Source organism: Rhizobium sp. 10N414, from assembly GCF_056394785.1.
Genome location: NZ_JBFTIN010000008.1, coordinates 163511 through 190236 on the forward strand (window position 1 = coordinate 163511; position 26726 = coordinate 190236).

Genomic DNA, 26726 nt, shown 5'->3' on the forward strand with positions numbered 1-26726 from the left:
CGAATCGAGTGTTAAAACAATACTTCGGAAGGGAATCGGCGGGAAGATGTGTGCCAAAAAATAAGGGCGACGCATTTGTCAATGCGACGCCCTCTAGATGTTGTGGATATTGATCTCGTGATTAATATCGGTAGTGGTCGGCCTTGAATGGGCCCTGTGGCTTCACGCCGATGTAGGCGGCCTGTTCTTCCGAAAGCTGCGTCAGCTTCACGCCAAGCTTGTCGAGATGAAGGCGTGCAACCTTCTCATCGAGATGCTTCGGCAGGATGTAGACCTGGTTCTGGTACTGGCCGGGCTTGGTGAAAAGCTCGATCTGGGCCAGCGTCTGGTTGGTGAAGGACGCGGACATGACGAAGGACGGATGGCCGGTGGCGTTGCCGAGGTTGAGCAGGCGACCTTCAGACAGAAGGATGATGCGGTTGCCCTTCGGGAACTCGATGAGGTCGACCTGCGGCTTGATGTTGGTCCACTTGAGGTTACGCAGTGCTGCAACTTCGATTTCGTTGTCGAAGTGGCCGATGTTGCCGACGATTGCCATGTCCTTCATCTGACGCATGTGGTCGATGCGGATGACGTCCTTGTTGCCGGTCGTGGTGATGAAGATGTCTGCTGAAGACACCACGTCTTCGAGAGTGACGACTTCGAAACCGTCCATGGCAGCCTGCAGCGCGCAGATCGGATCCACTTCCGTGACCTTGACGCGGGCGCCAGCGCCCTGGAGCGAAGCAGCCGAGCCCTTGCCGACGTCGCCGTAGCCGCAGACGACGGCGACCTTGCCTGCCATCATCACGTCGGTGCCGCGGCGGATGCCATCGACTAGCGATTCCTTGCAGCCGTACTTGTTGTCGAACTTCGACTTGGTGACCGAGTCGTTGACGTTGATCGCCGGGAAGGGCAGGAGGCCCTTCTGGCTCAACTGATACAGACGGTTCACGCCGGTCGTGGTTTCTTCGGTTACGCCCTTGATCGCATCGCGCTGCTTGGTGAACCAGCCCGGCGAAGCGGCAAGACGCTTCTTGATCTGTGCGAAAAGGATTTCTTCTTCTTCGGAATGCGGCTTGGAGAGCACGTCCTCGCCGGCTTCGGCGCGGGCGCCGAGAAGGATGTACATGGTGGCGTCGCCGCCGTCATCGAGGATCATGTTGGAGAGGCCGCCATCGGCCCACTGGAAGATCTTGTCAGTGTAGACCCAGTAGTCTTCCAGCGACTCGCCCTTGATGGCGAAAACCGGAACGCCGGCAGCAGCGATTGCGGCTGCGGCATGATCCTGCGTCGAGAAGATGTTGCACGAAGCCCAGCGGACTTCGGCGCCGAGCGCGACCAACGTCTCGATGAGAACGGCCGTCTGGATCGTCATGTGCAGCGAGCCGGTGATGCGCGCGCCCTTCAGCGGCTTTGCTTCGCCGAATTCGGCGCGGCAGGCCATCAGGCCCGGCATCTCGGTTTCTGCGATCGTGATTTCCTTGCGGCCGAAGTCCGCGAGGCCGATGTCGGCGACGACATAATCTTTTTCAGTGCTCATTGGGTTCTCCAGGCTGAAAAGCGGATCAAAATTCGAAGGCGCAAGCGTATGTGCGCCAGAAAGCATCCACGCGGCATGCGCGGCTAGGATGGCCGTTTAGCAGGCTTCCATGACGAAGGCAATAATGATATAAAGAAGTCTTTATATGTTTATATGAGCGGCAAGCAGCTCAAATTTCCTCGCCGAACCGGTTCTGGATCAGTTCGTCGAGAGCATCAAGCGCCTGTGCGGCCTGATTGCCGCTGGCGGAGACTAGGACGCTGGAACCGGGGCTCGCGGCCAGCATCATCAATCCCATGATCGACGTCCCGCCGACCGTCATTCCGTCTTTCGATACGGTGATCGCGGCATCGAAATTCTCGACCAGCTGTACGAACTTTGCCGAAGCGCGTGCGTGCAGTCCGCGCTTGTTGATGATCAGAATTTCTCGGGAGAGTGCCGTCATGGGCGCAATGTGCTCACTATTTGCCGCTGAGGACGCGGCTGGCGACGTTGATGTATTTCCGTCCGGCTTCGGACGCTTCGACAAGTGCCTTTTCCATATTGTTCTCGCCGCGTACCCCGGCAAGTTTGATCAGCATCGGCAGATTCATGCCAGCGATGACTTCGGTGTGGCCACTGCTCATGACGGATATTGCCAGGTTGGAGGGGGTGCCCCCGAACATGTCGGTGAGGATGACGACTCCGTGGCCGTCGTCGGCGCGTGACACTGCTTCCAGGATGTCTTGTCGCCTTTGATCCATGTCGTCTTCGGGACCGATACAGACCGTTTCGATGAATTTCTGAGGACCGACGACATGTTCGACCGCATGACGAAACTCTTCAGCCAGCTTGCCATGAGTGACAAGCACAAGTCCGATCATGATATTACTGCTCCTAGTGGCGTATGCAAACGGTGGCCCCAATATCGCAATGCAGCAATCGCGTCCACCGTGGGGGCACATCTTGGCGATGAAAAGCCGAAGTGCAAGACAAAAATACGACTTTTAGGGCAGGATTTGCCAATTTCGCGGGCATTACTGGCCAATATCGGGCGCTTTTGCCATCAGTATCGCCAGCGGCAACGGAGTATTCGCCAGCAACCGAATGACCGGCAGATTTATGCTGCCAGCAATAGTTGTCTGCTCTCCTTCCGGCGGCAACCGCTTCTCTCCCGACGCGCTTGCGGGAAGCACAGCGTAATGCATCACGGCGCTTGCAATATGAGGTACTCGGACGATGCCGGTGCCGCGGAGTTCGATCAAACCGCAGATCGACGCGGGGCAGGTCGCAATCACGGTTTCGTCTCCTTTGGAGATGAGCACCTGATCGTCGGCGACGAGCACGGAATAGATGCCCATGCGCTGTGCTTCATTGATGCAGGCGAAGGCCAGCATCGACTTTCCCCAGCCGGAGGGACCCATGAAGAGAAGGCCGGTCGTGCCGACGACGATGGCCGTTGCGTGGATGTTTGAAGGCGCGCCCGTCATACGGTGGTATCGGCGGGAAGAGCGAGAATGAAGCGTGCTCCAAGCAGCTTCTCGCTCTCGGGATCGATAATGTTCTCCGCGCGCAGCGAACCACCATGCGCTTCGGCAATCTGGCGACTGATCGATAGGCCGAGGCCCGAATTCTGCCCGAAGCCTTCCGACTCCGGTCGGTCGGTATAGAAGCGCTCGAAGATGCGATCGATATTTTCTGCCTGGATGCCAGGGCCGTTGTCTTCGATATAGACAATGCAGCGCGAGCGGGTTCTGACCAGCCGCACGGTGATCTTGCCATCGTGTTCAGGAACGAAGGAGCGGGCGTTCTCGATGAGGTTGGTGACGACCTGCCCGATGCGCAAGTCGTGGCCGTTTACCACGAAGCGCGTCTTGACGCCCGGTTTGCGCTCGATCGCGAATTCGATCTGCACTTCCTTTTTGCGATTGCGGATTTGCCGCGACACGTCGATGAGGTCGCGAAGCAAAATCTCCAGATCGACCGAACCTGCATCGACCCGCGCCAGTTCCGCATCGAGGCGGGAGGCGTCGGAAATGTCGCTGATCAGGCGGTCGAGGCGGCGAACATCGTGCTGGATAACATCGAGAAGCCGCTTTTTGGACTCGTCCGTTTTGGCGAGCGGTAGCGTCTCGACGGCGCTGCGAAGCGACGTCAGCGGGTTCTTCAGTTCGTGGCTGACGTCGGCCGCAAAGCTTTCGATCGCGTCGATGCGATCGTAGAGAGCCGTCGTCATCTCGCGCAGAGCAATGGAAAGGTTACCGATCTCGTCCTGACGTGCCGAAAAGTCCGGGATTTCCTCGCGCTCCTTCGCGCCACGGCGGACACGAATGGCGGCCGCCGACAGACGCCGCAAGGGATTGGCGATCGTCGACGAGAGGACGAGAGACAAGAGAACGTTGACGAGGGTCGCGACCCCGAACACGCGCATGATGCCCAGGCGCTCGGCGTGGACGATGTTGTCGATATCTCCGGCCTGCGTCGACAATAGCAGCACGCCAAGGACGGCGCGGAAGCGCTGGATCGGAACGGCGACCGACACGATCAGCTCGCCCTTCTCGGTGGTGCGAACCACAGCGCCGCGCACGCCGGTCAGCGCGTTCATCACTTCCGGATAAATAGAGCCGTCGCCGCCCGGGGCTTCCTTGTAGAGAGGCAGATTTCCAGGCTGCAGGACCTTGTTGAAGATGGTCGTGAACCACTGGCCCCAGGTCTGTTCTTCGTCATCGACCGGCGGCAGATCAAAGCGCAGGACCTGGCCGCGTGAATAGAGGTGGCGCGAATCGAGCAGCAGGTTGGCGTCAGCGTCGAAAATACGCGCCCGGGTTCTGGTCGGCGAAATCAGACGGCGCAGGACCGGCGCGACCTTCTCCGGATCGATCGGGAACTCGAGGTCCTCGTCGTTCGGAACTGGCGTAATGCTCTGCCCGGCCTGCAGTTCGAGCAGCTTTTCCGGGTCGATGGTGATCGAGTTGGTGTCGACTGAGGCCGAGGCCGAGACGGCACCGGCGATAATTTCGCCCTGCGTCAGAAGGCTTTCGACGCGGGCATCGATCAGCCCTTCGCGAAACTGATTGAGATAGAGAATGCCACCGACGAGAACGACAAGCGCCGCGAGATTGAAGAACAGGATGCGACGCGTCAGGCTCGAAAAGACGGCGTTGCCGAAGATGCGGCGGATGATCGTGAAGGGATGCGACCAACGGCGTCCCCTGACGCGGCGGCTGCTTACGCCTTCCGCCTCATCCAGATCCCTTTCCTGCACCAACTGCGCCAACGATAGGCCCTTTCGGAGAGCGGGTCGCTTTCGCGATCACCACTCTCGACAATTCTCAGATGCCGCGCCGTTTGGGCGTCAGGCTGCTTCGCGGAAGCGGTATCCCACTCCGTAAAGCGTTTCAATCATATCAAAGTCGATATCGACCATCTTGAATTTCTTGCGAAGCCGCTTGATGTGGCTGTCGATGGTGCGATCGTCGACATAGACCTGCTCGTCATAAGCCGCGTCCATCAGCGCGTCACGGCTTTTGACGACCCCCGGACGCTGGGCCAACGAATGCAGGATGAGGAATTCGGTGACCGTTAGCGTCACCGGCTCGCCTTTCCAGGTGCAGGTGTGGCGTTCCTGGTCCATGACCAGCTGACCGCGCTCGAGTGAGCGAGCGAGCTGTTGTGCCGTGCCCGGCTTTGGAGCGGCACCGCCGGCTGCGGCGGCAGCCTCGCGGCTCGATGCACGGCGCAGAACAGCGCGCACCCGCTCGACCAGCAGGCGCTGTGAGAATGGCTTGGTAATAAAGTCATCCGCGCCCATCTTCAGGCCGAACAGCTCATCGATCTCCTCATCCTTGGAAGTGAGGAAGATGACCGGCATGTCGGATTTCTGTCGCAGGCGGCGCAGGAGTTCCATGCCGTCCATGCGCGGCATCTTGATGTCGAAGATGGCAAGCTGCGGCGGGCGGGCGAGAAGACCATCAAGGGCGGAAGCGCCGTCCGTATAAGTCTCGACCTTATATCCTTCAGCCTCAAGTGCGATCGACACCGAGGTGAGGATGTTGCGGTCGTCATCAACGAGCGCGATTGTCGGCATGGTATTCGTCTCCGTCATCTATGCGCGTCTCCAGGAATTTTGAAGGTCCCCCAGGCGGCCTTTCTGAACCGGATGCGCTTATGGGGATAAAGGTGGAACAAATTGTGGCAAAGATAAAGGGTGGGATTGTCGCAAAGTTTTGAAGACAACCAAAAGCTGTGTTGTCAATTTGACCAGCGACTTCTGATTCAAACGATTTAAAATAAAGCGGAAAAATTTAAATCGATTAATAGTTTGATATTACTACATTTTATTGATTCTCGGCTCTTGCGTTTTAAAAAACCAGCCCGTACGGTCAGCCTCAGTTCTTAACGGCACGAGCCTCAAGGGAAGGGAAAGACCATGGAGCTGTTCGGAGTCCACAACCCGGCGATAGAGCTGGCGACGATCGGTTTGGGGAGTGCAAACAGCGCTCGCTATAACTTTACCGCCGCCTCCCTCTATGAAGAATCGATTCGCCGGGGTGAGGCTGAGCTGACCGCCCATGGCGCCTTGCGGGCCCTGACGGGCCAGCACACCGGCCGTTCGCCGAGGGACAAGTTCGTCGTACGCGACGCCAAAACCGATGGCGAGATCTGGTGGGACAACAACAAGCCGATGTCGCCGGAGCACTTCGCGCTGTTGAAGCAGGACATGCTCGCGCATGCCGCCGGCAAGGATCTGTTCGTTCAGGACCTCATCGGAGGTGCTGACGAAAACAACGCGCTGCCGACCCGTGTCGTCACGGAGCTGGCCTGGCATTCGCTGTTCATTCGTAACCTGCTGATCCGCCCAGAGCGCCCGACGCTCGAATCCTTCGTCCCGAAGCTGACGATCATCAACCTGCCGACCTTCAAGGCCGATCCAGCGCGATACGGCTGCCGCACCGAAACGGTCATCGCTTGCGACCTGACGAATGGCGAAGTGCTGATCGCCGGCACCTTCTATGCCGGCGAGATGAAGAAGTCGGTCTTTACCGTGCTGAATTACCTGCTCCCGGCAAAGGGCGTCATGCCAATGCACTGCTCGGCCAATGTCGGTCCGGCTGGGGATTCCGCTGTCTTCTTCGGCCTTTCGGGCACCGGCAAGACGACGCTTTCGGCGGATCCTGCCCGCACGCTGATCGGCGACGACGAGCACGGGTGGGGTGAGGATGGCATCTTCAACTTCGAAGGCGGCTGCTACGCCAAGACGATCCGTCTCTCGGCGGAAGCGGAACCGGAAATCTACGCAACGACGCAGCGCTTCGGTACGATTCTCGAAAACGTCGTTCTGAACGATGAACGCGAACCCGACTTCAACGACGGCTCGCTGACGGAGAACACACGCTGCGCCTACCCACTGGATTTCATTCCGAACGCCTCCAAGACCGGCCTCGCCGGTCACCCGAAGACAATCATCATGCTGACGGCCGATGCCTTCGGCGTCATGCCGCCGATCGCCAAGCTGACGCCGGATCAGGCCATGTACCACTTCCTTTCCGGGTACACCGCCAAGGTGGCCGGTACCGAACGGGGCGTGACCGAGCCGGAGGCGACGTTCTCGACTTGCTTCGGCGCGCCGTTCATGCCACGCCATCCGTCGGAATACGGCAATTTGCTGAAGGATCTGATCGGTCGCCACGGCGTTGAATGCTGGCTCGTCAACACGGGCTGGACCGGCGGGGCTTACGGCACCGGCAAGCGGATGCCGATCAAGGCGACCCGCACGCTGCTGGCCGCAGCACTCTCGGGTGAGCTCGGCAAGGCAGACAGCCGCGTCGACCCGAACTTCGGCTTTGCTGTTCCCGTTGTGGTGCCGGGCGTTGACACGGCCATCCTCGATCCACGTTCTACGTGGCAGGATCCGGTCGCCTATGATGCGCAGGCTAGCAAGCTCGTGACGATGTTCATCGAGAACTTCGCGAAGTTCGAAGGCCACGTGGATGGCGGGGTGCGCGATGCGGCTCCGGGGTTTCGCGCCGCCGCTGAATGATGCGCCAAAACATTGATGATTCACGTGAAACCCGGCGGTCTCCGCCGGGTTTCTTTGTCTGTTCCCAAGGGCCGGCCGATGTGAGATAGAAAATGCATGGCCAGCGAACCGCTTTACATCAACGATCGAATCATCATCGCCGGGTGGGAGTTGACCGAGCAGTTCGTTCTGGCGGGCGGCCCCGGCGGGCAGAACGTCAACAAGGTCTCGACAGCAGTCCAGCTCTTCTTCAACATCCCAAACTCACCGTCCTTGACGGAGCGGGTGAAAGCGAATGCCGTGAAACTGGCCGGGAAGCGCCTCTCGAAAGAGGGCGTGTTGATGATCGAGGCAAGCCGCTTTCGCAGCCAGGATCGCAACCGCGAAGACGCGCGCGAGCGGCTGAAGGAACTGATTCTCGAGGCGGCAAAACCGCCCCCGCCACCGCGCAAGAAAACCAAGCCGACAAAGGGGTCGGTCGAGCGCCGACTGAAGGAGAAATCGGGCCGTGCGGAGGTGAAGAAGATGCGCGGGCGACCGCTCGGAGATTGATATGCTGAAGCTTCCGAACGGCGTCAGTCATCGTCCTGATTATCTGGACCGGCCGCGACAGCAGGCTTTGGTGGATATTGTCAGGTCGATCGTGGCGGATGCGCCGCTCTTCGTGCCCGTCATGCCTGGCACCGGCAAGCCGATGTCAGTGCGCATGACGAATTTTGGACCGCTCGGCTGGGTAACCGACAAGGAGCGCGGCTATCGCTATCAGCCGACCCACCCCGTTACAGGCAAGCCCTGGCCGGACATGCCTGTGGAATTGATCGAGATCTGGAACGACGTCTCTGGCTATGCCAAGCCGCCACAGGCCTGCCTCGTTAACTTCTACTCCGACGAGGCCCGCATGGGACTGCATCAGGACAAGGATGAACAGGACCTTGCAGCGCCTGTTGTGTCGATCTCGCTCGGCAATAGCTGCCTGTTTCGCGTCGGTGGCCTCGCGCGCGACGACCGCACGCTTTCCTTCAAGCTCTTAAGCGGCGATGTCGTGATCTTGGGTGCGGAAGGCCGCCTTTGCTTCCATGGCGTCGACAGGATCTATCCATCGACGTCGACCTTGCTGAAGAATGGCGGCCGGATCAATCTGACGCTTCGCCGGGTAACGGCCTAGAGCTTCCTCAATGCGACCTGTTCTATCAGGTGATTGTTGCCCTTGCGCAGGATAAGGTCGGCACGCGGGCGCGTCGGGAGGATGTTTTCCCGCAGGTTCTTCAGGTTGATGTTTTCCCAGAGGCCTTCGGCAATCGTCAGCGCTTCCTCCTCGCTGATCGAGGCATAGCGGTGGAAGAAGGAGTGGGGATCGCGAAACGCCGTTTCGCGCAGCCGCAGGAAACGCGTCACATACCAGTCGTGAATCCGACTTTCATCCGCATCGATGTAGATCGAGAAGTCGAAGAAGTCGGAAACCATCGGAACGATCTTGCCGCCAGCCGGCAGGTCGCGCGACTGCAGCACGTTGATGCCCTCGAAGATCAGAATATCCGGCCGATCGACGATCTTGTACTCGTTCGGCAGCACGTCATAGACAAGATGCGAATAGGACGGTGCCTTGACGTTCGGCTGCCCAGCCTTGATCGCGGCCAGGAAACGCAGGATCGCGCCGGTGTCGTAGCTCTCGGGAAAACCCTTGCGCTGCATCAGGTTTTCACGCTGCAGCACGGCATTCGGGTGCAGGAAGCCGTCCGTGGTGACAAGATCCACCTTTGGACTGGACGGCCAGCGCGACAACAGTTCCTTCAGGATACGGGCGGTCGTCGATTTGCCGACAGCCACGGAGCCGGCGATGCCGATCACGAAGGGAGTCTTCGCGACGTTGGAGAGGCTGAGGAAGCGATTGCGCTGCTCGAACAGCAGCTGCGAGGATTCCACATGCGCCGACAGAAGGCGCGACAGCGACAGATAGATGCGCCGCACTTCATCGAGGTCGATCGGGTCGCCCATGGAGCGCAGCCGCTTGACCTCGTCCCCCTTCAGGGTGAGCGGCGTATCCGCCCGGAAGCGCGCCCATTCCTCGGAAGAAAAGAAGTGATAGGGCGAATAGGCATTCGCCTGAAAATGATCGAGCGTTTCGGGCGCTCCGATGAGCTGTCTTGCGATACTCATGAACTTTGCCGGCTCGCCTTTTCTTTCAGGCCGGATTGAGCGGTACGGCGCTCAAGCTCCGCCATGACACTTTGCAACGGAATGCCTGCGACCTTCAATACGACCAATAGGTGATAGAGCAGGTCGGCGGCTTCATAGGTAAGGTTTTCGCGGTCATCGGCGATCGCTGCCATCACGGTCTCGATCGCCTCTTCGCCGAGTTTCTTGGCCGCTTTTGGCTGACCGGCAGAAACGAGCTTTGCCGTCCAGGATTCTTCCGGAGAGGCCTTTGATCGCGCATCGACGATCTTTTCCAGGTCGGCGAGGGTAAATTCGCTCATGATTCCGCTTTCCACTCAGTCCAGACGCATGTCGATGCCGCACGACGACATATAGCGCTTCGCTTCCCCGACGGAATAGGTACCAAAGTGGAAGATCGAAGCAGCCAGAACGGCATTGGCATGTCCTTGCTTGACCCCGGCCACGAGATCATCGAGGTCGCCGACGCCGCCCGAAGCTATCACCGGCACCCGAACCGAATCCGCAATGGCACGCGTCAGTTCGAGATCGTAGCCGACCTTCGTCCCGTCCCGGTCCATTGAGGTAACAAGCAGCTCGCCGGCGCCACGCTCGACCATTTTCCGAGCGAAATCCACGGCATCGATGCCGGTCGCATTGCGGCCACCATGCGTATAGATCTCCCAGGCGCTGACATCCCCTTGGACAGGCACTGTCCGCCGCTTGGCGTCGATCGAGACGACGATGCACTGGTCGCCGAACTTGTCGGCGGCCTCCGCAACGAAATCCGGATTGTTGACGGCGGCCGAGTTGATAGAGATCTTGTCCGCGCCACAAAGCAGCAGCTTGCGAATGTCAGCGATGGTGCGAACGCCGCCGCCGACGGTGACAGGCATGAAGCATTGCTCGGCGGTGCGAGCGACGACATCGAAGATCGTCTCGCGATTGTCCGAGGAAGCGGTAATGTCGAGAAAGCAAAGTTCGTCGGCGCCGGCGGCATCGTAGGCCTTGGCGGCCTCGACCGGGTCTCCGGCATCTACCAGATTGACGAAGTTGACACCCTTGACGACGCGGCCGTCCTTGACGTCGAGGCAGGGAATGACGCGAGCCTTGAGGGTCATTGCGCAGTCTCCTTTGCGCGTGCGGCTGAAATCAGCGCCAGCGCTTCTTGCGGGTCGATGCGTCCATCATAGAGCGCGCGGCCGGAAATCGCACCCTCGAGCTTGCGTGCGTCGGGCTCGAGCATCCGCTTCACGTCCTCGATCGAAGCAAGGCCGCCGGACGCGATGACGGGGATCGATACGGCTTCGGCAAGCTCGAGCGTCGACGACCAGTTGATGCCGGCAAGGATGCCGTCGCGGTCGATGTCGGTGTAGATGATCGCGGCAACGCCGGCGCCCTCGAACTTCTTCGCGAGCTCGATGACGCCGAGCTCGGAGGCCTCGGCCCAACCCTCGACCGCGACTTTGCCGCCCTTGGCATCGATTCCGACAGCAACACGGCCGGGAAACCTCTTGCAGGCTTCAATCACGAGCGCCGGATCGCGCACGGCGATCGTTCCGAGAATGACGCGGGCAAGGCCGCGCGACAGCCAATTCTCGATATGGTCGAGTGTACGGATGCCGCCACCAAGCTGAACGGGGTTCTTCGTTGCCTTCAGGATCGCGTCGACAGCAGCGCCGTTGACGCTTTCGCCCGCAAAGGCGCCATTCAAGTCAACGACATGCAGCCATTCGAATCCCTGGTCTTCAAAGGCCTTCGCCTGAGCTCCTGGATCGGGATTGTAGACGGTTGCCTGGTCCATATCGCCAAGCTTGAGGCGAACGCACTGCCCATCCTTGAGGTCAATTGCGGGAAATAGGATCATTCTGTCAGTCCTTGCAATGCGCGAGCTCAAGGCTTCCAGCGCAGGAAATTGGCAATCAGGGCGAGGCCGAGCTTCTGGCTCTTTTCGGGATGGAACTGGGCTCCGGCCATGTTGTCGCGACCGACTAAGGCGGTGATCGGGCCGCCGTAATCGGCCGTCGCGAGCACGTCGGCGGGGTTTTTCGCCGCCAGATGGTAGGAATGCACAAAATAGGCATGCAGCCCGTTCGGCCCCGTCGGAATGCCGTCGAACAACGGGTGGGGGGATTTCAGATCCAACGTATTCCAGCCGATCTGTGGAATCTTCAGATTGGCGTCACCTGGCGTCATTTCGACGACATCGCCAGGTATCCAGCCAAAGCCATCCGTGACGGTCTTCTCGAGACCGCGCGATGACATCAACTGCATGCCGACGCAAATACCAAGGAAGGGCCGGGCCTTGTTCTCAACCACATCGATCAGAGCGTCCGACATGCCGGAAACGGCATCGAGGCCGCGTCGGCAGTCGGCATAGGCGCCAACACCCGGCAGCACCACGCGATCGGCGGCGGATACAACCTCGGCCTTGTCGGTCAGATCGATCGAGGCATCGATGCCGACTTCCCGTGCGGCCCGTTCGAAGGCCTTCGTCGCCGAACGCAGGTTGCCGGAACCGTAGTCTATAATTGCGACGCGCATTCAGCGTCCTCCATCAAAACCAAAGAGACCGAGCGAGGTGGCGTTGCCGTGTCGCGGGGCATGGGCTGCGGGATCCCATTGCGGCGACGGCGCCGGGCGGCTGTCGCCGGCGTCGGTCTGGACATTCAAAAAGTAGATTTCTTCTGCGGTCTGCAGCGAGTCGGCGGAAACGAGGTCGGCCTCAGCCCAGCCCTTCGCAACCAGATTGCGGATGCGAAGATTCTGGCCCTCGAGCGCCACCAGCAGACTGGTGCCGAAGGTGATCGCAACGCCGACGGGCCAGAGGTCTGCGCGGTCTGCCAGCGCACCGCCAAGGCTTTGCAGGAGAAATGCCGCGATGGCGTAGAGCCACAGCCGGTGGAAGGCCAGCCATATCCAGGGGAAGAGAAACCCGAGCACGGTAAAACCGTCGCGAATGAAGCGCGTCTTCTCGTGGTTGGAGTCTGTTCCGCTAGGCGCAGTCAGAACCAGATAGCTGGAAGTCATGTCGTCAAGCTCCCTCAGGGGGCTCAGACGAGCGTGCCCTTCGTCGAGGGAACACGGCCCGCCTGTCTCGGATCGATCTCTGTCGCCGTACGCAGCGCGCGGGCAACGGCCTTGAAGCACGTCTCTGCAATATGGTGGTTGTTGGCACCATAATGGTTGAGAATATGCAAGGTGATGCCGGCGTTCTGGGCAAGCGCCTGGAAGAATTCGCGAACGAGTTCGGTGTCGAACGTGCCGATCTTCGGCGCACTGAAGGTGACGTTCCAGACAAGGAAGGGGCGACCGGAGAGGTCGACGGCTGCCTTCGTCATTGTCTCGTCCATGGCGAGGTCGATCGATGCATAGCGCGTGATGCCGCGGCGGTCGCCGAGTGCCTTGGCAATCGCCTGGCCGATCGCGATACCGGTGTCTTCCACTGTATGGTGGTCGTCGATATGGAGATCGCCCTTGGTCTCGATTTCCATGTTGATCAGCGAATGTCGTGACAGCTGGTCGAGCATATGGTCGAAGAAGCCGACGCCAGTCGAAATTTTCGACTTTCCGGTGCCGTCGAGATTGACGGAAACGGAAACCGAAGTCTCGTTCGTCTTGCGGGACACGGTACCCGTGCGGCTTGCTGCGGTCTCGGCCATAAGGCTGCTCCATCGGGAAATACGGGCGTTCCTTATCAGGCGTGCCGCGAAATATCCAGAACCGCGGCAGCAGAAAAAGACGCCATTTGCAATCGGCATTCACGCACTTACATAGGGCTCGACAGGGCCGGCGTTCGGCCCGACACAACAAGCCCGGCAGACGGGCAAAGGTGAATAGATGACAACGATTATGACAGTTCGAAAGGGCGGTAAGGTCATCATGGCCGGCGATGGTCAGGTAAGCCTCGGCCAGACCGTGATGAAGGGCAACGCCCGCAAGGTGCGGCGCATCGGCAAGGGCGAGGTCATTGCCGGTTTCGCAGGCGCCACTGCGGATGCGTTCACGCTCCTCGAACGCCTCGAAAAGAAGCTCGAGCAATATCCGGGGCAGCTGATGCGCGCCGCCGTCGAGCTTGCCAAGGATTGGCGCACGGACAAGTATCTCCGCAACCTCGAAGCCATGATGCTCGTCGCTGACAAGCAGGTGACGCTGGCGATAACAGGCAACGGCGATGTTCTCGAGCCGGAGCACGGCGCCATGGCGATCGGTTCGGGTGGCAATTATGCGCTCGCTGCGGCCCGCGCCCTGATGGACACAGACAAATCCGCCGAAGAGGTCGCGCGTCGCGCCCTCGATATTGCCGCCGATATTTGCGTCTACACGAACCATAATGTGGTGGTGGAAACGCTCGACGCCGAAGCTTGACCCGGCTTCAGAGATTCACGCCCCGATGGGATATTCGATATGACCACATTTTCCCCCCGCGAGATCGTTTCCGAACTTGACCGCTACATCATCGGCCAGCATGAGGCCAAGCGCGCGGTGGCAATCGCGCTGCGCAACCGTTGGCGTCGCCACCAGCTCGATCCGGATCTACGCGACGAAGTGATGCCAAAGAACATCCTGATGATCGGCCCGACCGGTGTCGGCAAGACGGAAATCTCTCGCCGTCTCGCCAAGCTGGCGGGCGCGCCCTTCATCAAGGTTGAAGCGACCAAGTTCACCGAAGTCGGTTACGTCGGACGCGACGTGGAGCAGATCATCCGCGATCTCGTCGAGGTCGGCATCGGGCTCGCACGCGAAAAGAAGCGGAGCGAAGTGCAGGCAAAGGCGCATATGAGCGCCGAGGAACGCGTTCTCGATGCGCTCGTCGGCGCCACGGCCTCGCCGGCGACCCGTGACAGCTTCCGCAAGAAGCTGCGCAACGGTGAACTTGATGACAAGGAGATCGATATCGAGATCGCCGACACCGGTACCGGCATGGGTGGCTTCGACATTCCCGGCATGCCGGGCGCAAATATCGGCGTGCTCAACCTCTCCGAAATGTTCGGGAAGGCGATGGGTGGCCGCACCAAGAAGGTCCGCACGACGGTCAAGGCATCCTACACGGATCTGATCCGCGACGAGTCCGACAAGCTGATCGACAACGAAGTTATCCAGCGCGAGGCGGTTCGTGCGGTCGAGAATGACGGCATCGTCTTCCTCGACGAGATCGACAAGATCGCCGCTCGCGACGGCGGCATGGGTGCCGGCGTTTCGCGCGAAGGCGTGCAGCGCGACCTGCTTCCCCTGGTCGAAGGAACGACGGTCTCGACGAAGTACGGGCCGGTGAAGACGGACCACGTCCTTTTCATCGCCTCCGGCGCATTCCATGTCTCCAAGCCGTCCGATCTGTTGCCGGAATTGCAGGGTCGTCTGCCGATCCGCGTCGAACTGCGCGCGCTCACAAAGGAAGACTTCCGCCGTATCCTGACGGAAACCGAGGCGAGTCTTATCAGGCAGTACAAGGCGCTGATGGAAACGGAAGGCCTCACCCTCGAATTCACTGACAATGGCATTGATGCCCTGGCTGATGTGGCCGTCCACTTGAATTCGTCTGTCGAAAACATCGGCGCCCGTCGCCTTCAGACCGTCATGGAGCGCGTTCTGGACGAAATCTCCTTCAACGCTCCGGATCGCGGCGGCTCGACCGTGACGATTGACGCCGACTACGTCCGCGAGCACGTCGGTGACCTGGCGCAGAACACAGATCTGTCCCGGTTCATTCTGTGATGAACAAGCATCGGGTCCTGTCCTTACTGATGTGACGCCGCGATTTTGACAGCTTAGACTCTCGACAGCGGGCCCTTTACTTTTTAGTGAAGGGCTCGTCTCGTTATCGGCGCCAGCATTATTCGGCCAAGATTGTGGTCCAGTCAGCGCGCTTCGCGACAATGCCAAAATGATGGAAATGCTGATCGTGCGACGCCTTCTGACAAGCCTCCTGATTGCTGCTGCGGTGCTGACCTCGGTGCCTGCTTTTGCCATGCAGGTGGTGCCGTCAGGTAATCGTCATGCCGAGCAACCGGATGTTCCGGACGCCTCGGTTCGTCGCACCAAAGGCACGAAGAGCTCGTTCGATCGGAAATACGAGAAGGTCCGTGACCTCTTGGCCACGGATCACGAACTGATGGGCAAGATCAAGAAAGTTTCGGCCGCTTATGGCATCGACCCGATCCACGTGGTCGGTGCGATCGTCGGCGAACATACCTACAATGTCGACGCCTATGACCGCCTGCAATCCTATTACGTGAAGGCCGCTTCCTATGCCGGCCAGAGCTTCCGTTTCGCCTATGATGGCGAGGACGTGGACGATTTCGTCAAGCGGCCGGAGTTTGCCGAATGTAGCGGCAAGGGCGATTCCTACACGTTGTGGAGCTGCCGGGAGGACGTCTGGGAAAGGGACTTCCGAGGCAAGACGGTCGGTGGCAAGAGCTACCCGAACAACCGCTTCAGTGCCGTCTTCTTTCAGCCCTTCTACGCTGGTCAGACCTTCGGCCTCGGCCAGATCAACCCGCTGACCGCACTGATGCTCTCGGATCTCGTCTCCAAGGTCTCAGGTTATGAAAAGCTGAACGAGAGGGACGCCGGTGCCGTCTACAAGGCAATCATGGAGCCCGATATCTCGCTTGCCTTCGTCGCTGCCTCCATCCGCCGCTCGATCGACGATTACAAACAGATCGCCGACATGGACATTTCCAAGAATCCGGGCCTGACCGCCACCCTCTATAATGTCGGCAATTCGCGCCAGCGCGCGGCGGCCCTGGCGGCCAAGAACCGCGCTTCAGGCGAAACCGTCTGGCCGGAGGAAAACTATTACGGCTGGTTGGTCAACGACAAGCTGGACGAGTTGGAGCGCCTGCTCTAGGTTCCGCCTTGCCGGGAAGAGTTTAGAATCTTCCGCGAAAGGCTGAATTCTCATGGACATGCGTCCGGATCCCTTTGAGCCGCCGGCACCGTTGCCCCGCACGGTGCCACCGAGCCGCCTTGAGATCATCCGCACCATCCTGCGCAATCCGCTGGAGCTCTGGGGCGAGCCTTCCTACACGCTGCCGTGGATCCAGACACGGTTCTTTCGGGAAAGAACCCTGATCGTCAACGATCCCGGTTTGATCCGCCATGTTCTCGTCGACAATGCCACGAATTACCGCATGTCGGATATTCGCCAACTCATCTTGCGCCCGATCCTGCGTGACGGTCTGCTGACGGCGGAAGGAGAGGTTTGGAAGCGATCCCGCAAGGCGGTATCACCGGTCTTCACGCCGCGCCACGCAAACGGCTTCGCCGGGCAGATGCTTCGCCAGTCCGAGGACTACGCGACAAAATACGAATCCGCTGGCAGAGACGGCAAGGTCTTCGAGATTGCCGCCGACATGACGGAACTGACCTTCGCCATGCTCGCCGATACGCTGTTCTCAGGCGAGATCGTCACCTCCTCCGATAGCTTTGCCGACGATGTAAACGCACTCCTCCACCGCATGGGGCGCGTCGACCCGATGGATCTCCTGCGCGCGCCCTCATGGGTTCCGCGCGTCACCCGCATCGGCGGTCAGAAGGTGCTGGACAAGTTCCGAAACATCGTGCGCCAGACCATGGATGCTCGGCTCGCGCGTATGCAAGCCGATCGAGCCTCCGCGCCGGACGACTTTTTGACCTTGCTCCTTGATCAGGCTGCAACCGGCGGGCTGACGAACGACGAGATCGAAGACAATATTCTCACCTTCATCGGCGCGGGCCACGAAACGACGGCGCGGGCGCTCGCCTGGACGCTCTATTGCGTCGCCAACACGCCGCACATCCGCGAGGCGATGGAGGAGGAGATCGATCGCGTGCTGGCCCAGGATGTCGAGCCGGTAAAATGGCTCGATCTGATGCCTTACACGCGCGCCGCCTTCGAGGAGGCGCTGCGGCTCTATCCGCCGGCGCCGTCGATCAATCGCGCCGCCATCGCCGCCGATCGCTGGACCGATGCGAAAGGCGAAACGGTCGAGATCGAGGCCGGAGTTACCGTTCTCATCATGCCGTGGACGCTCCATCGTCACGAGCTCTATTGGGACAAGCCACGCGCCTATATCCCGGAACGGTTCCTGCCGGAGAATCGCGCCAAGATCGGGCGTTTCCAGTTCCTCCCGTTCGGCGCGGGTCCGCGGGTCTGCATCGGCGCGACCTTTGCCCTGCAGGAGGCTGTTATCGCTCTGGCCGTGCTGATGCACCGGTTCCGCTTCGATATGACGGACAAGACAAGGCCATGGCCGGTTCAGAAACTGACGACGCAGCCGCAAAATGGCCTGCCGATGCGCGTCACGCCGCGGTCTTTGTCCGTAGCGGCATAAATCTTTCGAATTATTGCATAATTGACTATGAATGAAAGCCGCGCAAAGTGGCAGCATGAAAAAGCTGCCGTGGTCTTGGGAGACATTGAATGAGCCGCATCGATAAAAACGGTCTTGCTGTTGAAGCCGTCCTTCATGAGTTCCTGGTGAAGGAGGCGTTGCCCGGCCTGCAGATCGATGCCGACAAGTTCTTTGCAGATTTCTCGGCCATCGTTCACGATCTGGCTCCGCGCAATCGCGAACTGCTTACCAAGCGCGATGCACTTCAGCTTCGAATCGATGATTGGTACCGTCAGCATGGCGCGCCGACCGACATGGAAGCGTACCAGGCGTTTCTGCGGGATATCGGCTATATCCTGCCGGAAGGCTCCGATTTTCAGGTATCGACCGCCAACGTTGATCCCGAGATCGCCTCGATCGCCGGTCCGCAGCTCGTCGTTCCCGTCATGAATGCGCGCTATGCGCTGAACGCCGCCAACGCCCGCTGGGGCTCGCTCTACGATGCGCTTTACGGGACCGATGCGATTCCCGAGAGCGATGGCGCCGAAAAGGGCAAGAGCTACAATCCGAAGCGCGGCGAGAAGGTCATCGGCTGGGTTCGCAATTTCCTCGATACCGCTGCTCCGCTCGACAGCTGGAACTGGAAGGATGTCGCGACCTTTGCTGTCAAGGATGGTGCACTCGCCATCACTTCGACCGACGGCGAGCATGTTTCGCTGACCGATGCGGCGCATTTTGCCGGCTATCTGGGCGATGCCGCGGCGCCGACGCAGATCCTGTTAAAGAACAACGGCATCCATATCGACATCGTCATCGACGCCTCGACCGCGATCGGCAAGAGCGATCCGGCGCACATCTCCGACGTCTGGCTGGAATCGGCGATTACGACGATCATGGACTGCGAGGACTCAGTTGCAGCAGTTGACGCCGAAGACAAGGTCGTCGTCTATCGCAATTGGCTCGGCCTCATGAAGGGCGACCTGCAGGAGGAGGTGTCCAAGGGTGGCTCGAGCTTCATCCGCAAGCTCAATCCCGATTTGGAGTACAGCGGCCCGACCGGTACGCCCTTCGAAGTGCATCGCCGGTCGCTGATGCTCGTGCGCAACGTCGGCCATCTCATGACGAATCCCGCCATCCTCGATCGTGACGGCAACGAAGTGCCGGAAGGGATCATGGACGCCATGATCACCGGCATGATTGCGCTCTACGACGTCGGCCCCAATGGCCGGCGCAAGAATTCCCGCGCCGGTTCGGTCTATGTCGTCAAGCCAAAGATGCATGGACCCGAGGAAGTCGCCTTCGCTGCCGAGATCTTTTCGCGCGTCGAGGATGCCCTCGGCATGGCGCGCAATACCATCAAGATGGGCATTATGGACGAGGAGCGGCGCACTACCGTCAATCTCAAGGAGTGCATCCGCGCCGCCCGCGAACGCGTCGTCTTCATTAACACCGGTTTCCTGGACCGCACCGGCGATGAAATCCATACCTCGATGGAAGCCGGGCCGATGATCCGCAAGGGCGATATGAAGCAGGCTGCCTGGATCGGCGCCTACGAGAACTGGAACGTCGACATCGGCCTTGAATGCGGTCTTTCCGGCCATGCGCAGATCGGCAAGGGGATGTGGGCCATGCCGGATCTGATGGCGGCGATGCTGGAGCAGAAAATCGCGCACCCGAAAGCCGGCGCCAATACTGCCTGGGTTCCGTCCCCAACCGCTGCGACGCTGCACGCGACCCATTATCACCGCATCAACGTCGCCCGCGTTCAACAGGGTCTGAAGGACCGTGCGCGCGCCAAGCTCTCCGATATTCTTTCAGTCCCCGTAGCGGTTCGTCCGAATTGGACGCCGGAGGAAATCCAGCGTGAACTCGACAACAATGCCCAGGGCATTCTCGGTTACGTTGTCCGCTGGGTCGATCAGGGCGTTGGCTGCTCCAAGGTGCCCGACATCAACAATGTCGGACTTATGGAAGACCGCGCGACGCTGCGCATCTCCGCCCAGCATATGGCCAATTGGCTGCATCATAAGGTCACGACCGAAGCGCAGATCGCCGAGACGATGAAGCGCATGGCCGCAGTCGTCGACCAGCAGAATGCATCCGATCCCGCCTACGTGCCAATGGCAACCGATTTCGACGGTTCGATCGCCTTCCAGGCGGCACTCGATCTTGTCTTGAAGGGCAGGGCACAGCCGAACGGCTATACCGAGCCTGTCCTCCATCGCCGCCGCCTCGAACTGAAGGGCAAGCAGGCTATCTAAGAACAAATCAATAGAAAATGCCGCCGAAACAATGTTCCGGCGGCCTTTCTAATACCCCATTTCGGCAACAGCTTACTGGATAACGATGACCTTCGAAGTCGTCTTGCCCGGACGTACGCGGCTGTAGAGGTCGATAACGTCCTGGTTCATCAGACGAATGCAGCCCGAGGAGGCCGCGGTGCCGATCGAAGCCCATTCCGGCGTGCCGTGCAGGCGGAAGAGGGTGTCCTGACCCTTTTCGTTGAAGAGATACATGGCGCGCGCGCCGAGCGGGTTGCTGAGGCCAGGGCCCATGCCCTCTTCGACATACTTGGCAACTTCCGGCTTGCGCTCGGCCATTTCCTTCGGCGGATGCCAGGTCGGCCATTCCTGCTTCCATGCGACATAGGCCGTGCCTGCCCAGGCGAAGCCCTGCTTGCCGACACCGATGCCGTAACGCATCGCCTTGCCGCCGGGCAGGATGTAATAGAGGAAGCGCTCGCGGGTGTTGACGATGATCGTGCCCGGACGCTCGGTGGTTTCGTAAGAGACGATCTGGCGGCGGAACTGCGGCTTGACCTTCTGGATCGGAATCGCCGGCAGCGAATATCCGGCATCCGTCGTCACGCCATAGGCGTCGTCAAAGATCTGCGCGGTCTGGACGGTCGGGCCCGGCACGACCTTGTCTTCAACGGAGGCGCTCTCGGTAGTCGAAGAGCATCCGGCCAGAGCGAGCGTCGCCATCAGGCCGAATACAGGAAATGCATTGCGGATACGCATGGATGTCTCTTAGGAAATGGGCAAGGGGAAACGGTCTTTTGAACCATCTTTGATTATGGTTTATTTTCGATTAACTTTGCCTTTGCAAGCTGTTGCAGTGCGGCAAAATCAATACGCAGCGGCAAATTAGAAGCGCATGGTTTTTTTGCAACAACGCGCGCGCCAGACCTACGGTTATCCATGACGATTTTTAGTGTTTACAATAACAATCCGTTAATAGACGGCCGGCAGTCGGACAGAGCTATGCTCGTGCGGCGCGGGACTCAGATTTTACTTCATGAGATGCGTCACGCCGTGTTGCCGGAGCTGTCGCTTGCGAGCGGACGCCGGGCGGATCTGATCACCATTTCGGAGAAGGGCGAAATCTGGATCATCGAGATCAAGACCTCGATCGAGGACTTTCGCGTCGACCGCAAGTGGCCGGACTATCGCCTGCATTGTGATCGGCTGTTTTTTGCCACGCACAAGGATGTTCCGCTTGAGATTTTCCCCGAGGGCTGCGGGTTGTTTTTATCGGATGGCTACGGCGCGCATATGATCCGCGAGGCGCCCGAACATCGCCTTGCGCCAGCGACGCGTAAATCCGTGACGCTCAATTTCTCCCGCGTAGCCGCCCAGCGCCTGCTGATGGCCGAATGGGCAAACGGCAAGCCGTTTGAAGTCGACGATATTTAGGGTTATTTCGGCGCGCGCTTGGCGAGGATCCGCTGCAGCGTGCGGCGATGCATATTGAGCCGCCGCGCGGTCTCCGAAACATTGCGCTCGCACATTTCATAGACCCGCTGGATATGCTCCCAACGCACACGGTCGGCTGACATCGGGTTTTCCGGTAGCTCTGCTTTCTCGCCCGCCCGCTGCGTCAGGGCGGCATAGACGTCGTCCGCATCGGCGGGCTTTGCCAGGTAATCGACCGCGCCGAGCTTCACAGCGGTAACGGCTGTTGCAATATTGCCGTAGCCGGTCAGAACGATGATCCGGGTATCGTCGCGGCGCTGGCGGATTGCCTCGATTACGTCCAGACCGTTGCCATCACCAAGCCGCAGGTCCACGACGGCATATTTCGGTGGATGGCTTTTGGACTTGGCAACACCTTCGGCGACTGACTCAGCTGTCTCGACCGTGAAGCCGCGTGTCTCCATCGCGCGCGCCAGACGGCGCAGGAAGGGACCGTCATCGTCAACGATCAGCAAGCTGGCGTCCGGACCGATATGATCCGCATTGGCGAGGGAGGAATCGTGGTCAAGCTCGTTCATATCTATCAATCCCGGCGGCTGCCCCGCCTGATATAAGTCAATTATTCAGCTTTTTCATTATGCCCATAGCGTCATTTTGTCGAATTCGCATCGATCAGCATGCGCGGCCATTCGACACGGACACGCGCTCCGGCGGCTTCCGGCATGCGGTTCTCAAAGACCAACGACGCGCCGGATCGTTCCAGGAGCGTCTTGGCGATAAAGAGGCCAAGTCCCAGCCCACCGGCCCGGTCCTCCCGTTGCCGCTTCGTGACGTAGGGCTCGCCGATCCGGGTCAGGATATCGGAAGAATAGCCCTCTCCATCGTCCTCGATGGTGATGCGGACCTTTCTCAGATCGTGTTCGACCGTGACCGTTACCTTGTCGCGCGCGTAGTCGACGGCGTTCTCGATCAGATTGCCGAGCCCGTACATGATGCCGGCATTGCGGTCGGTGATAGGCTCGCCCTTGCGCGGGCTCTTCTCGATGAGCTCGAGTTTGATCCCGAACTCCCTGTGCGGCGCCACGATCTCTTCCATCATGGATGAGAGCGGCAGCCGCCGAAGATGGGCCTCGCCCTCTGCCGAGAGCGTCGCCAGCCGCCGCAGGATGTCGCGGCAGCGCTCGCTCTGGCTGCGCAGGAGTTGCACGTCCTCGCGAAAGCGATCGTCATCCTTCAGTTCCCGTTCCATTTCCTTGGCAACCACGCTGATGGTGGCAAGCGGCGTTCCGAGTTCGTGTGCCGCTGCTGCGGCAAGACCGTCCAGCTGCGAAAGGTGTTTCTCCCGCTGCAGCACGAGTTCGGTTGCCGCCAGCGCGTCGGCGAGCTGGCTCGCCTCCATTGAGACCCGGTATGCATAGAAGGCGGCGAAGGCCATGGTCGATGCGATCGAGCACCAGACGCCGAACTGCATCACCGTGTGCACATTGATCTCGACCCCGTCGAACCACGGCAAGGGAAAGGGTGAAAAGGCAAGGATGGTGATGCAGACCATCGCAATGATAATGAGCACCGTGCTGAAGCGGATCGGCTGCGATGCGAAGGAAATGATCACGGGAACGCAGACGAGCGCGGCGAAGGGATTAGCAAGGCCGCCGGTGATGAAGAGCAGTGCGCAAAGCTGCAGTAGATCGAAACCGAGCAGTGCGAAGGCGGCGCCTGGGTAGAGCCGGTGCGTCGGCGGGTAGCGGATCATCAGGTAGAAGTTGACCGCCGCCAGCGCCGCGATCAGCAACCCGCAGGCAATAAGCGGAAGCGGAAACTTCAGCCAGAAGGCAACGATGAACACCGTCACGGCCTGGCCGCCGACGGCAAGCCATCTCAGCCGCACCAGCGTCTGCAGTCTCAGGCGCCTGCTGTTGTGCCTATCCTCTTCCGACGAACTTTCGACAGTATCGACCATTTGACATTCCTTGAGCCATGCTAGGGCTCATGTACCACGCGGTTTTGCCCTTGTCGTCGGCGGGGCGTCCTCCGGCCGTTCCGGCCAGGGGTGCTTGGGATAGCGGCCGCGCATGTCGGCGCGCACGTCCTTCCACGATCCGGCCCAGAAGCCCGGCAGGTCGCGTGTCGTCTGGATCGGCCGGTGCGCGGGCGACGTCAGTTCCAGAAGCAGCGGCAGCCTTCCGCCTCCAATTGCCGGGTGCTGCTTGAGGCCGAAGAGTTCCTGCACGCGGATCGTCAGAGTCGGCTCCTCGCCGTCGTACTGGATCGGATGCCGCTGTCCCGTCGGCGCTTCGAAATGCGTCGGGGCGAGGCGGGAAAGATCCCGCTGCAGCTCGTGCGGGATCAGCGCCATCAACCCGTTCGAAAGAGCAGACGAGGAAATGTCGGAAATCCCGCGAGCATCCGTCTGGTAGGGAACGAACCACTCGTCCAGCCGCGCAAGCAGTGCCTGGTCGCTGACATCAGGCCACGGATCGCCGATGTTGCGATGAAGAAAGCCGATGCGTTCACGCAGCTGCATGGCTTCCTTGGAAAAGGGCAGCAGTTCCAGCCCCAGCTCGCGCACGCCTTCCGCCAGCGCGCGGCTGACGGTTTCGCCGGTTGGACGCGGCAGTGGCGTCTCCTCGAAGACAATGGCGCCGAGCCGCGTCGCGCGCCGGGCTCTGACCTGCCGGCTCTGGCGGTCGAAGAAGACCTGATTGTCGGTGGAAATGGCGCCAGGTAGCTCTTCCTCGATCTCGCCACGCGAAACCTCTGCTGCAGCCAGAATTCGCCCCTGTGCCGCCCGGCCGGTCAAGTCGGCGATGACGAGCATCTGGGTGCCGGCAAGTCGCTCGGTTTCCGGCAGCTCCGCACCGCGCCCGTTCGCCATCAGGAATCGGCCTCTGCCGCCGCGTTGCAGCGCGATTCGGTCGGGAAAGGCGTGCAGCAGAAGGCGTCCCGCCTGGCTCGGTTCCGTTGACTTTGCGACATCGAGACCCTTGGCCAGTCGAGCCGCCAGCTGGCGCGCGCCCTCCGCGCGCTCACCTCGTTCCGACCGGAAGCGTCGCATCCGTTCCTCGAGGTCAATACCGGGACCACCGAGGCCCTGTTCGGTCAGCAGCACGGCAAGGGCGGCCGCATCTCTCGCTTGCCCCGTCTCGCCGGCTGAGATCACCATGGCGGCCAAACGTGGCGGCAGCGCAAGGTCACGCATCATCCGTCCGCGCGCGGTGAGTGCGCCGTCCTTGTCAAGCGCGCCGAGTTGCAACAGGAGCGCGCGCGCCTCCGCCAGCGTCGTCTCCGGCGGCTGGTCGACGAAGGACAGCGCGCGGGCATCCTGAACGCCCCAATGGGCAAGGTCGAGGACCAGGCCGGAGAGATCGCTGGAGAGAATCTGCGGCGGCGTGAAAGCCGGCAAGGCCGCGGTCTGTCCCTGATGCCAGAGGCGGATGGCGATGCCGGGCTCGGTTCGGCCGGCTCGCCCGGAACGCTGGTCGGCGGAGGCGCGAGAGACGCGCACCGTTTCCAGCCGTGTGATGCCGGTTGAGGCCTCGAACACCGGAAGCCGCTGCAAGCCGCTATCGATTACGATCCGTACGCCGTCGATGGTGATCGATGTCTCGGCAATCGAGGTGGCGAGCACGATCTTGCGCGTCCCGCCTTCGGCCGGTCGGATTGCCGCGTCCTGTTCTTTCTGTGTCAGGTTGCCGTAGAGGGGCGCAATCAGTGTCTCCGGCCCGAAGCGTCCTTGGAGCCGCTCCGCCGTGCGGGCGATCTCCGCCTGGCCGGGCAGGAAGGCGAGGATCGATCCGCTTTCACTGGCATGGGCGTCGACGATCGCACGCGTCATCGCATCCTCTATGCGTTCGCCGCCCGGCCGATCCTTGTAGCGGACGTCGATCGGATAGCTTCGCCCCATGCTTTCGATAACAGGCGGCTGGTCGAGAAGCGCAGCAACGCGCGCAACGTCAAGCGTCGCCGACATCACCAGCAGGCGCAGGTCGTCGCGCAAGGCGGATTGTACGTCGAGCGCCAACGCCAGGCCGAAGTCGGCGTCCAGCGAGCGTTCATGAAACTCGTCGAAGATGACGGTCGAGACACCCGAGAGTTCCGGATCCTCGAGGATCATGCGCGCGAACACGCCTTCGGTCACGACCTCGATGCGGGTCTTGGCGGAAACCCTGGTGTCGAGCCGCATGCGATAGCCGACCGTTTCCCCCACAGTCTCGCCAAGCAGCGAGGCCATGCGGCTGGCGGCCGCGCGTGCTGCCAGCCGCCGCGGTTCGAGAAGTACGATCTTGCCGTCGCCGCGCCAGTCCTGCCTCAACAGATAGAGCGGTACGAGTGTCGTCTTGCCAGCGCCCGGCGGCGCCGAAAGGACTGCGCGCCCCTGTGCGCCGAGTGCTGCCCCGATTTCGGGAAGAACATGCGAAACCGGAAGCTCCGGCAAGGAAGTCATAGGGGTCACGTCGGTGTCTTCATTTCGTTGGCGGGAATGGTGCCGGCCCCCACCATTCAGGACAAGCGCCGGTCATTCCCCACGTGCCGGATCGAAAACGAACCTACCGGTGCTGCCCTATCGCGTGCAAGTCATGCCGACATTCGGACTGCGGCGGAGCCCAACAGCCCCAAATAACACAGCCCAAAGTGGTGGCGACCGAAACAGCACAGGCAGGGGTCGCCGCCTCGGCACCAAAAGCAATCCGAAACCTCGCTTCCAGAATATTTCTCAATCGAATCAATCTGTTACAAAAATGTCAAAAAACTTTGTCTGGCGCTGTTGACTTAGAAAAGGGGTAGGATCTATAAGCCCCCTCACTGAACGAGGGCGGCGGCGCTGCTGGCGACGAAGTCCTTCGCTCTCAAGTTTCTTTTAAGATTGGCTTAGCTGCTGATTGGTTCCTTGAGCTTTTGGGTTTGAGGCGAGGAAATTCGACCGGGGTATCTGGTCTGTTATTTGACAATTGAAGATGAGAAGAAAGAGAAACGTGGGCGGCGGAGCTTGCGGGACCGGAAGAGATTTCGGTTCTTTGAAAGAGACTTTGGCGGTCACGTTT

Annotated in this window: 27 protein-coding genes; 9 read left to right on the plus strand and 18 right to left on the minus strand. The window is 60.3% G+C overall.

The window, feature by feature from the left end; genetic code table 11:
- Positions 1-121: 121 nt before the first annotated feature.
- From ahcY to AC1DE4_RS10675, 6 genes are all read right to left on the minus strand, one after another.
- Positions 122-1522, minus strand: coding sequence for an adenosylhomocysteinase (gene ahcY, locus AC1DE4_RS10650; protein WP_025657914.1), 1401 nt, complete (start codon positions 1520-1522; stop codon positions 122-124).
- Between the two features lie 169 nt (positions 1523-1691).
- Positions 1692-1967 carry an HPr family phosphocarrier protein gene (locus AC1DE4_RS10655; protein ID WP_018859428.1) on the minus strand — a complete coding sequence of 92 codons (276 nt, stop codon included), beginning with the start codon at positions 1965-1967 and terminating at the stop codon, positions 1692-1694.
- Between the two features lie 16 nt (positions 1968-1983).
- Positions 1984-2385, minus strand: a complete 402-nt coding sequence (locus AC1DE4_RS10660) for a PTS sugar transporter subunit IIA (RefSeq protein WP_007528763.1) — start codon at positions 2383-2385, stop codon at positions 1984-1986.
- A 153-nt stretch (positions 2386-2538) separates the two neighbouring features.
- A complete protein-coding gene (locus AC1DE4_RS10665) occupies positions 2539-2991 on the minus strand; it encodes an HPr kinase/phosphorylase (RefSeq protein WP_018859429.1) in 453 nt (150 codons plus the stop codon).
- Entirely contained in the window at positions 2988-4778 is a 1791-nt protein-coding gene (locus AC1DE4_RS10670; protein ID WP_112643949.1) for a sensor histidine kinase, read from the minus strand. The genes AC1DE4_RS10665 and AC1DE4_RS10670 overlap by 4 nt, the downstream gene beginning before the upstream one ends.
- 78 nt (positions 4779-4856) lie before the next feature.
- The gene (locus AC1DE4_RS10675; protein WP_192241849.1) at positions 4857-5588 is read right to left on the minus strand and encodes a response regulator transcription factor; all 732 of its coding nucleotides are present in this window, start codon (positions 5586-5588) and stop codon (positions 4857-4859) included.
- A 342-nt stretch (positions 5589-5930) separates the two neighbouring features.
- On the opposite strand from AC1DE4_RS10675, the gene AC1DE4_RS10680 reads away from it, so the two are divergent.
- The 3 genes from AC1DE4_RS10680 (at position 5931) to AC1DE4_RS10690 (ending at position 8685) form a co-directional block, all read left to right on the plus strand.
- The gene (locus AC1DE4_RS10680; protein ID WP_018859432.1) at positions 5931-7541 is read left to right on the plus strand and encodes a phosphoenolpyruvate carboxykinase; all 1611 of its coding nucleotides are present in this window, start codon (positions 5931-5933) and stop codon (positions 7539-7541) included.
- 96 nt (positions 7542-7637) lie between these two features.
- A complete protein-coding gene (gene arfB / locus AC1DE4_RS10685) occupies positions 7638-8072 on the plus strand; it encodes an alternative ribosome rescue aminoacyl-tRNA hydrolase ArfB (RefSeq protein ID WP_018859433.1) in 435 nt (144 codons plus the stop codon).
- Between the two features lies 1 nt (position 8073).
- Entirely contained in the window at positions 8074-8685 is a 612-nt protein-coding gene (locus tag AC1DE4_RS10690; RefSeq protein WP_477881308.1) for an alpha-ketoglutarate-dependent dioxygenase AlkB, read from the plus strand.
- On the opposite strand, the gene coaA is transcribed toward AC1DE4_RS10690, so the two are convergent.
- Genes coaA through hisB form a run of 7 tightly spaced genes read right to left on the minus strand, consistent with a single transcriptional unit; the run spans position 8682 to position 13336 of the window.
- On the minus strand, positions 8682-9677 hold the full coding sequence (coaA, locus tag AC1DE4_RS10695; protein WP_018859435.1) for a type I pantothenate kinase: 996 nt from the start codon (positions 9675-9677) through the stop codon (positions 8682-8684). The genes AC1DE4_RS10690 and coaA overlap by 4 nt on opposite strands.
- Positions 9674-9997 carry a phosphoribosyl-ATP diphosphatase gene (locus tag AC1DE4_RS10700; RefSeq protein ID WP_018859436.1) on the minus strand — a complete coding sequence of 108 codons (324 nt, stop codon included), beginning with the start codon at positions 9995-9997 and terminating at the stop codon, positions 9674-9676. Before AC1DE4_RS10700 ends, coaA begins: the two co-directional genes overlap by 4 nt.
- Positions 9998-10012: 15 nt before the next feature.
- Entirely contained in the window at positions 10013-10795 is a 783-nt protein-coding gene (hisF, locus tag AC1DE4_RS10705) for an imidazole glycerol phosphate synthase subunit HisF (RefSeq protein WP_018859437.1), read from the minus strand.
- Positions 10792-11541, minus strand: coding sequence for a 1-(5-phosphoribosyl)-5-[(5-phosphoribosylamino)methylideneamino]imidazole-4-carboxamide isomerase (hisA, locus tag AC1DE4_RS10710; RefSeq protein WP_025657909.1), 750 nt, complete (start codon positions 11539-11541; stop codon positions 10792-10794). The genes hisF and hisA overlap by 4 nt, the downstream gene beginning before the upstream one ends.
- A 26-nt stretch (positions 11542-11567) precedes the next feature.
- The gene (gene hisH / locus AC1DE4_RS10715) at positions 11568-12218 is read right to left on the minus strand and encodes an imidazole glycerol phosphate synthase subunit HisH (RefSeq protein ID WP_477881311.1); all 651 of its coding nucleotides are present in this window, start codon (positions 12216-12218) and stop codon (positions 11568-11570) included.
- Positions 12219-12704, minus strand: coding sequence for a DUF2628 domain-containing protein (locus AC1DE4_RS10720; RefSeq protein ID WP_025657907.1), 486 nt, complete (start codon positions 12702-12704; stop codon positions 12219-12221). It lies immediately after the preceding gene.
- 23 nt (positions 12705-12727) lie between these two features.
- Positions 12728-13336 (minus strand): imidazoleglycerol-phosphate dehydratase HisB, encoded by a 609-nt coding sequence (gene hisB, locus AC1DE4_RS10725; protein ID WP_018859441.1) that lies wholly within the window; start codon positions 13334-13336, stop codon positions 12728-12730.
- A 178-nt stretch (positions 13337-13514) separates the two neighbouring features.
- On the opposite strand from hisB, the gene hslV reads away from it, so the two are divergent.
- From hslV to AC1DE4_RS10750, 5 genes are all read left to right on the plus strand, one after another.
- Complete coding sequence (gene hslV, locus AC1DE4_RS10730) at positions 13515-14042, plus strand: ATP-dependent protease subunit HslV (protein ID WP_477881314.1); 528 nt, start codon at positions 13515-13517, stop codon at positions 14040-14042.
- Between the two features lie 39 nt (positions 14043-14081).
- Positions 14082-15389: an ATP-dependent protease ATPase subunit HslU gene (hslU, locus tag AC1DE4_RS10735; RefSeq protein ID WP_018859443.1), complete on the plus strand. Its 1308-nt coding sequence runs from the start codon at positions 14082-14084 to the stop codon at positions 15387-15389.
- 187 nt (positions 15390-15576) lie between these two features.
- Positions 15577-16524 (plus strand): DUF1402 family protein, encoded by a 948-nt coding sequence (locus AC1DE4_RS10740; RefSeq protein WP_025657906.1) that lies wholly within the window; start codon positions 15577-15579, stop codon positions 16522-16524.
- A 52-nt stretch (positions 16525-16576) separates the two neighbouring features.
- Positions 16577-17989 (plus strand): cytochrome P450, encoded by a 1413-nt coding sequence (locus AC1DE4_RS10745; RefSeq protein ID WP_025657905.1) that lies wholly within the window; start codon positions 16577-16579, stop codon positions 17987-17989.
- 89 nt (positions 17990-18078) lie between these two features.
- The gene (locus AC1DE4_RS10750) at positions 18079-20250 is read left to right on the plus strand and encodes a malate synthase G (protein ID WP_477881316.1); all 2172 of its coding nucleotides are present in this window, start codon (positions 18079-18081) and stop codon (positions 20248-20250) included.
- Between the two features lie 72 nt (positions 20251-20322).
- Here AC1DE4_RS10750 and AC1DE4_RS10755 read toward each other — a convergent pair whose 3' ends face one another.
- Positions 20323-21009 (minus strand): L,D-transpeptidase, encoded by a 687-nt coding sequence (locus tag AC1DE4_RS10755; RefSeq protein ID WP_477881318.1) that lies wholly within the window; start codon positions 21007-21009, stop codon positions 20323-20325.
- A gap of 180 nt (positions 21010-21189) precedes the next feature.
- On the opposite strand from AC1DE4_RS10755, the gene AC1DE4_RS10760 reads away from it, so the two are divergent.
- Positions 21190-21684 carry an MmcB family DNA repair protein gene (locus tag AC1DE4_RS10760; RefSeq protein ID WP_477881320.1) on the plus strand — a complete coding sequence of 165 codons (495 nt, stop codon included), beginning with the start codon at positions 21190-21192 and terminating at the stop codon, positions 21682-21684.
- A gap of 2 nt (positions 21685-21686) precedes the next feature.
- On the opposite strand, the gene AC1DE4_RS10765 is transcribed toward AC1DE4_RS10760, so the two are convergent.
- From AC1DE4_RS10765 to AC1DE4_RS10780, 4 genes are all read right to left on the minus strand, one after another.
- Entirely contained in the window at positions 21687-22262 is a 576-nt protein-coding gene (locus tag AC1DE4_RS10765) for an ActR/PrrA/RegA family redox response regulator transcription factor (protein WP_025657901.1), read from the minus strand.
- Positions 22263-22333: 71 nt separating this feature from the next.
- Positions 22334-23644, minus strand: a complete 1311-nt coding sequence (locus AC1DE4_RS10770; protein WP_025657900.1) for an ActS/PrrB/RegB family redox-sensitive histidine kinase — start codon at positions 23642-23644, stop codon at positions 22334-22336.
- 27 nt (positions 23645-23671) lie between these two features.
- The gene (hrpB, locus tag AC1DE4_RS10775; RefSeq protein ID WP_112825337.1) at positions 23672-26137 is read right to left on the minus strand and encodes an ATP-dependent helicase HrpB; all 2466 of its coding nucleotides are present in this window, start codon (positions 26135-26137) and stop codon (positions 23672-23674) included.
- Positions 26138-26531: 394 nt separating this feature from the next.
- A partial coding sequence (locus AC1DE4_RS10780; RefSeq protein ID WP_477881323.1) for a hypothetical protein occupies positions 26532-26726 on the minus strand: 195 nt, incomplete at its 5' end.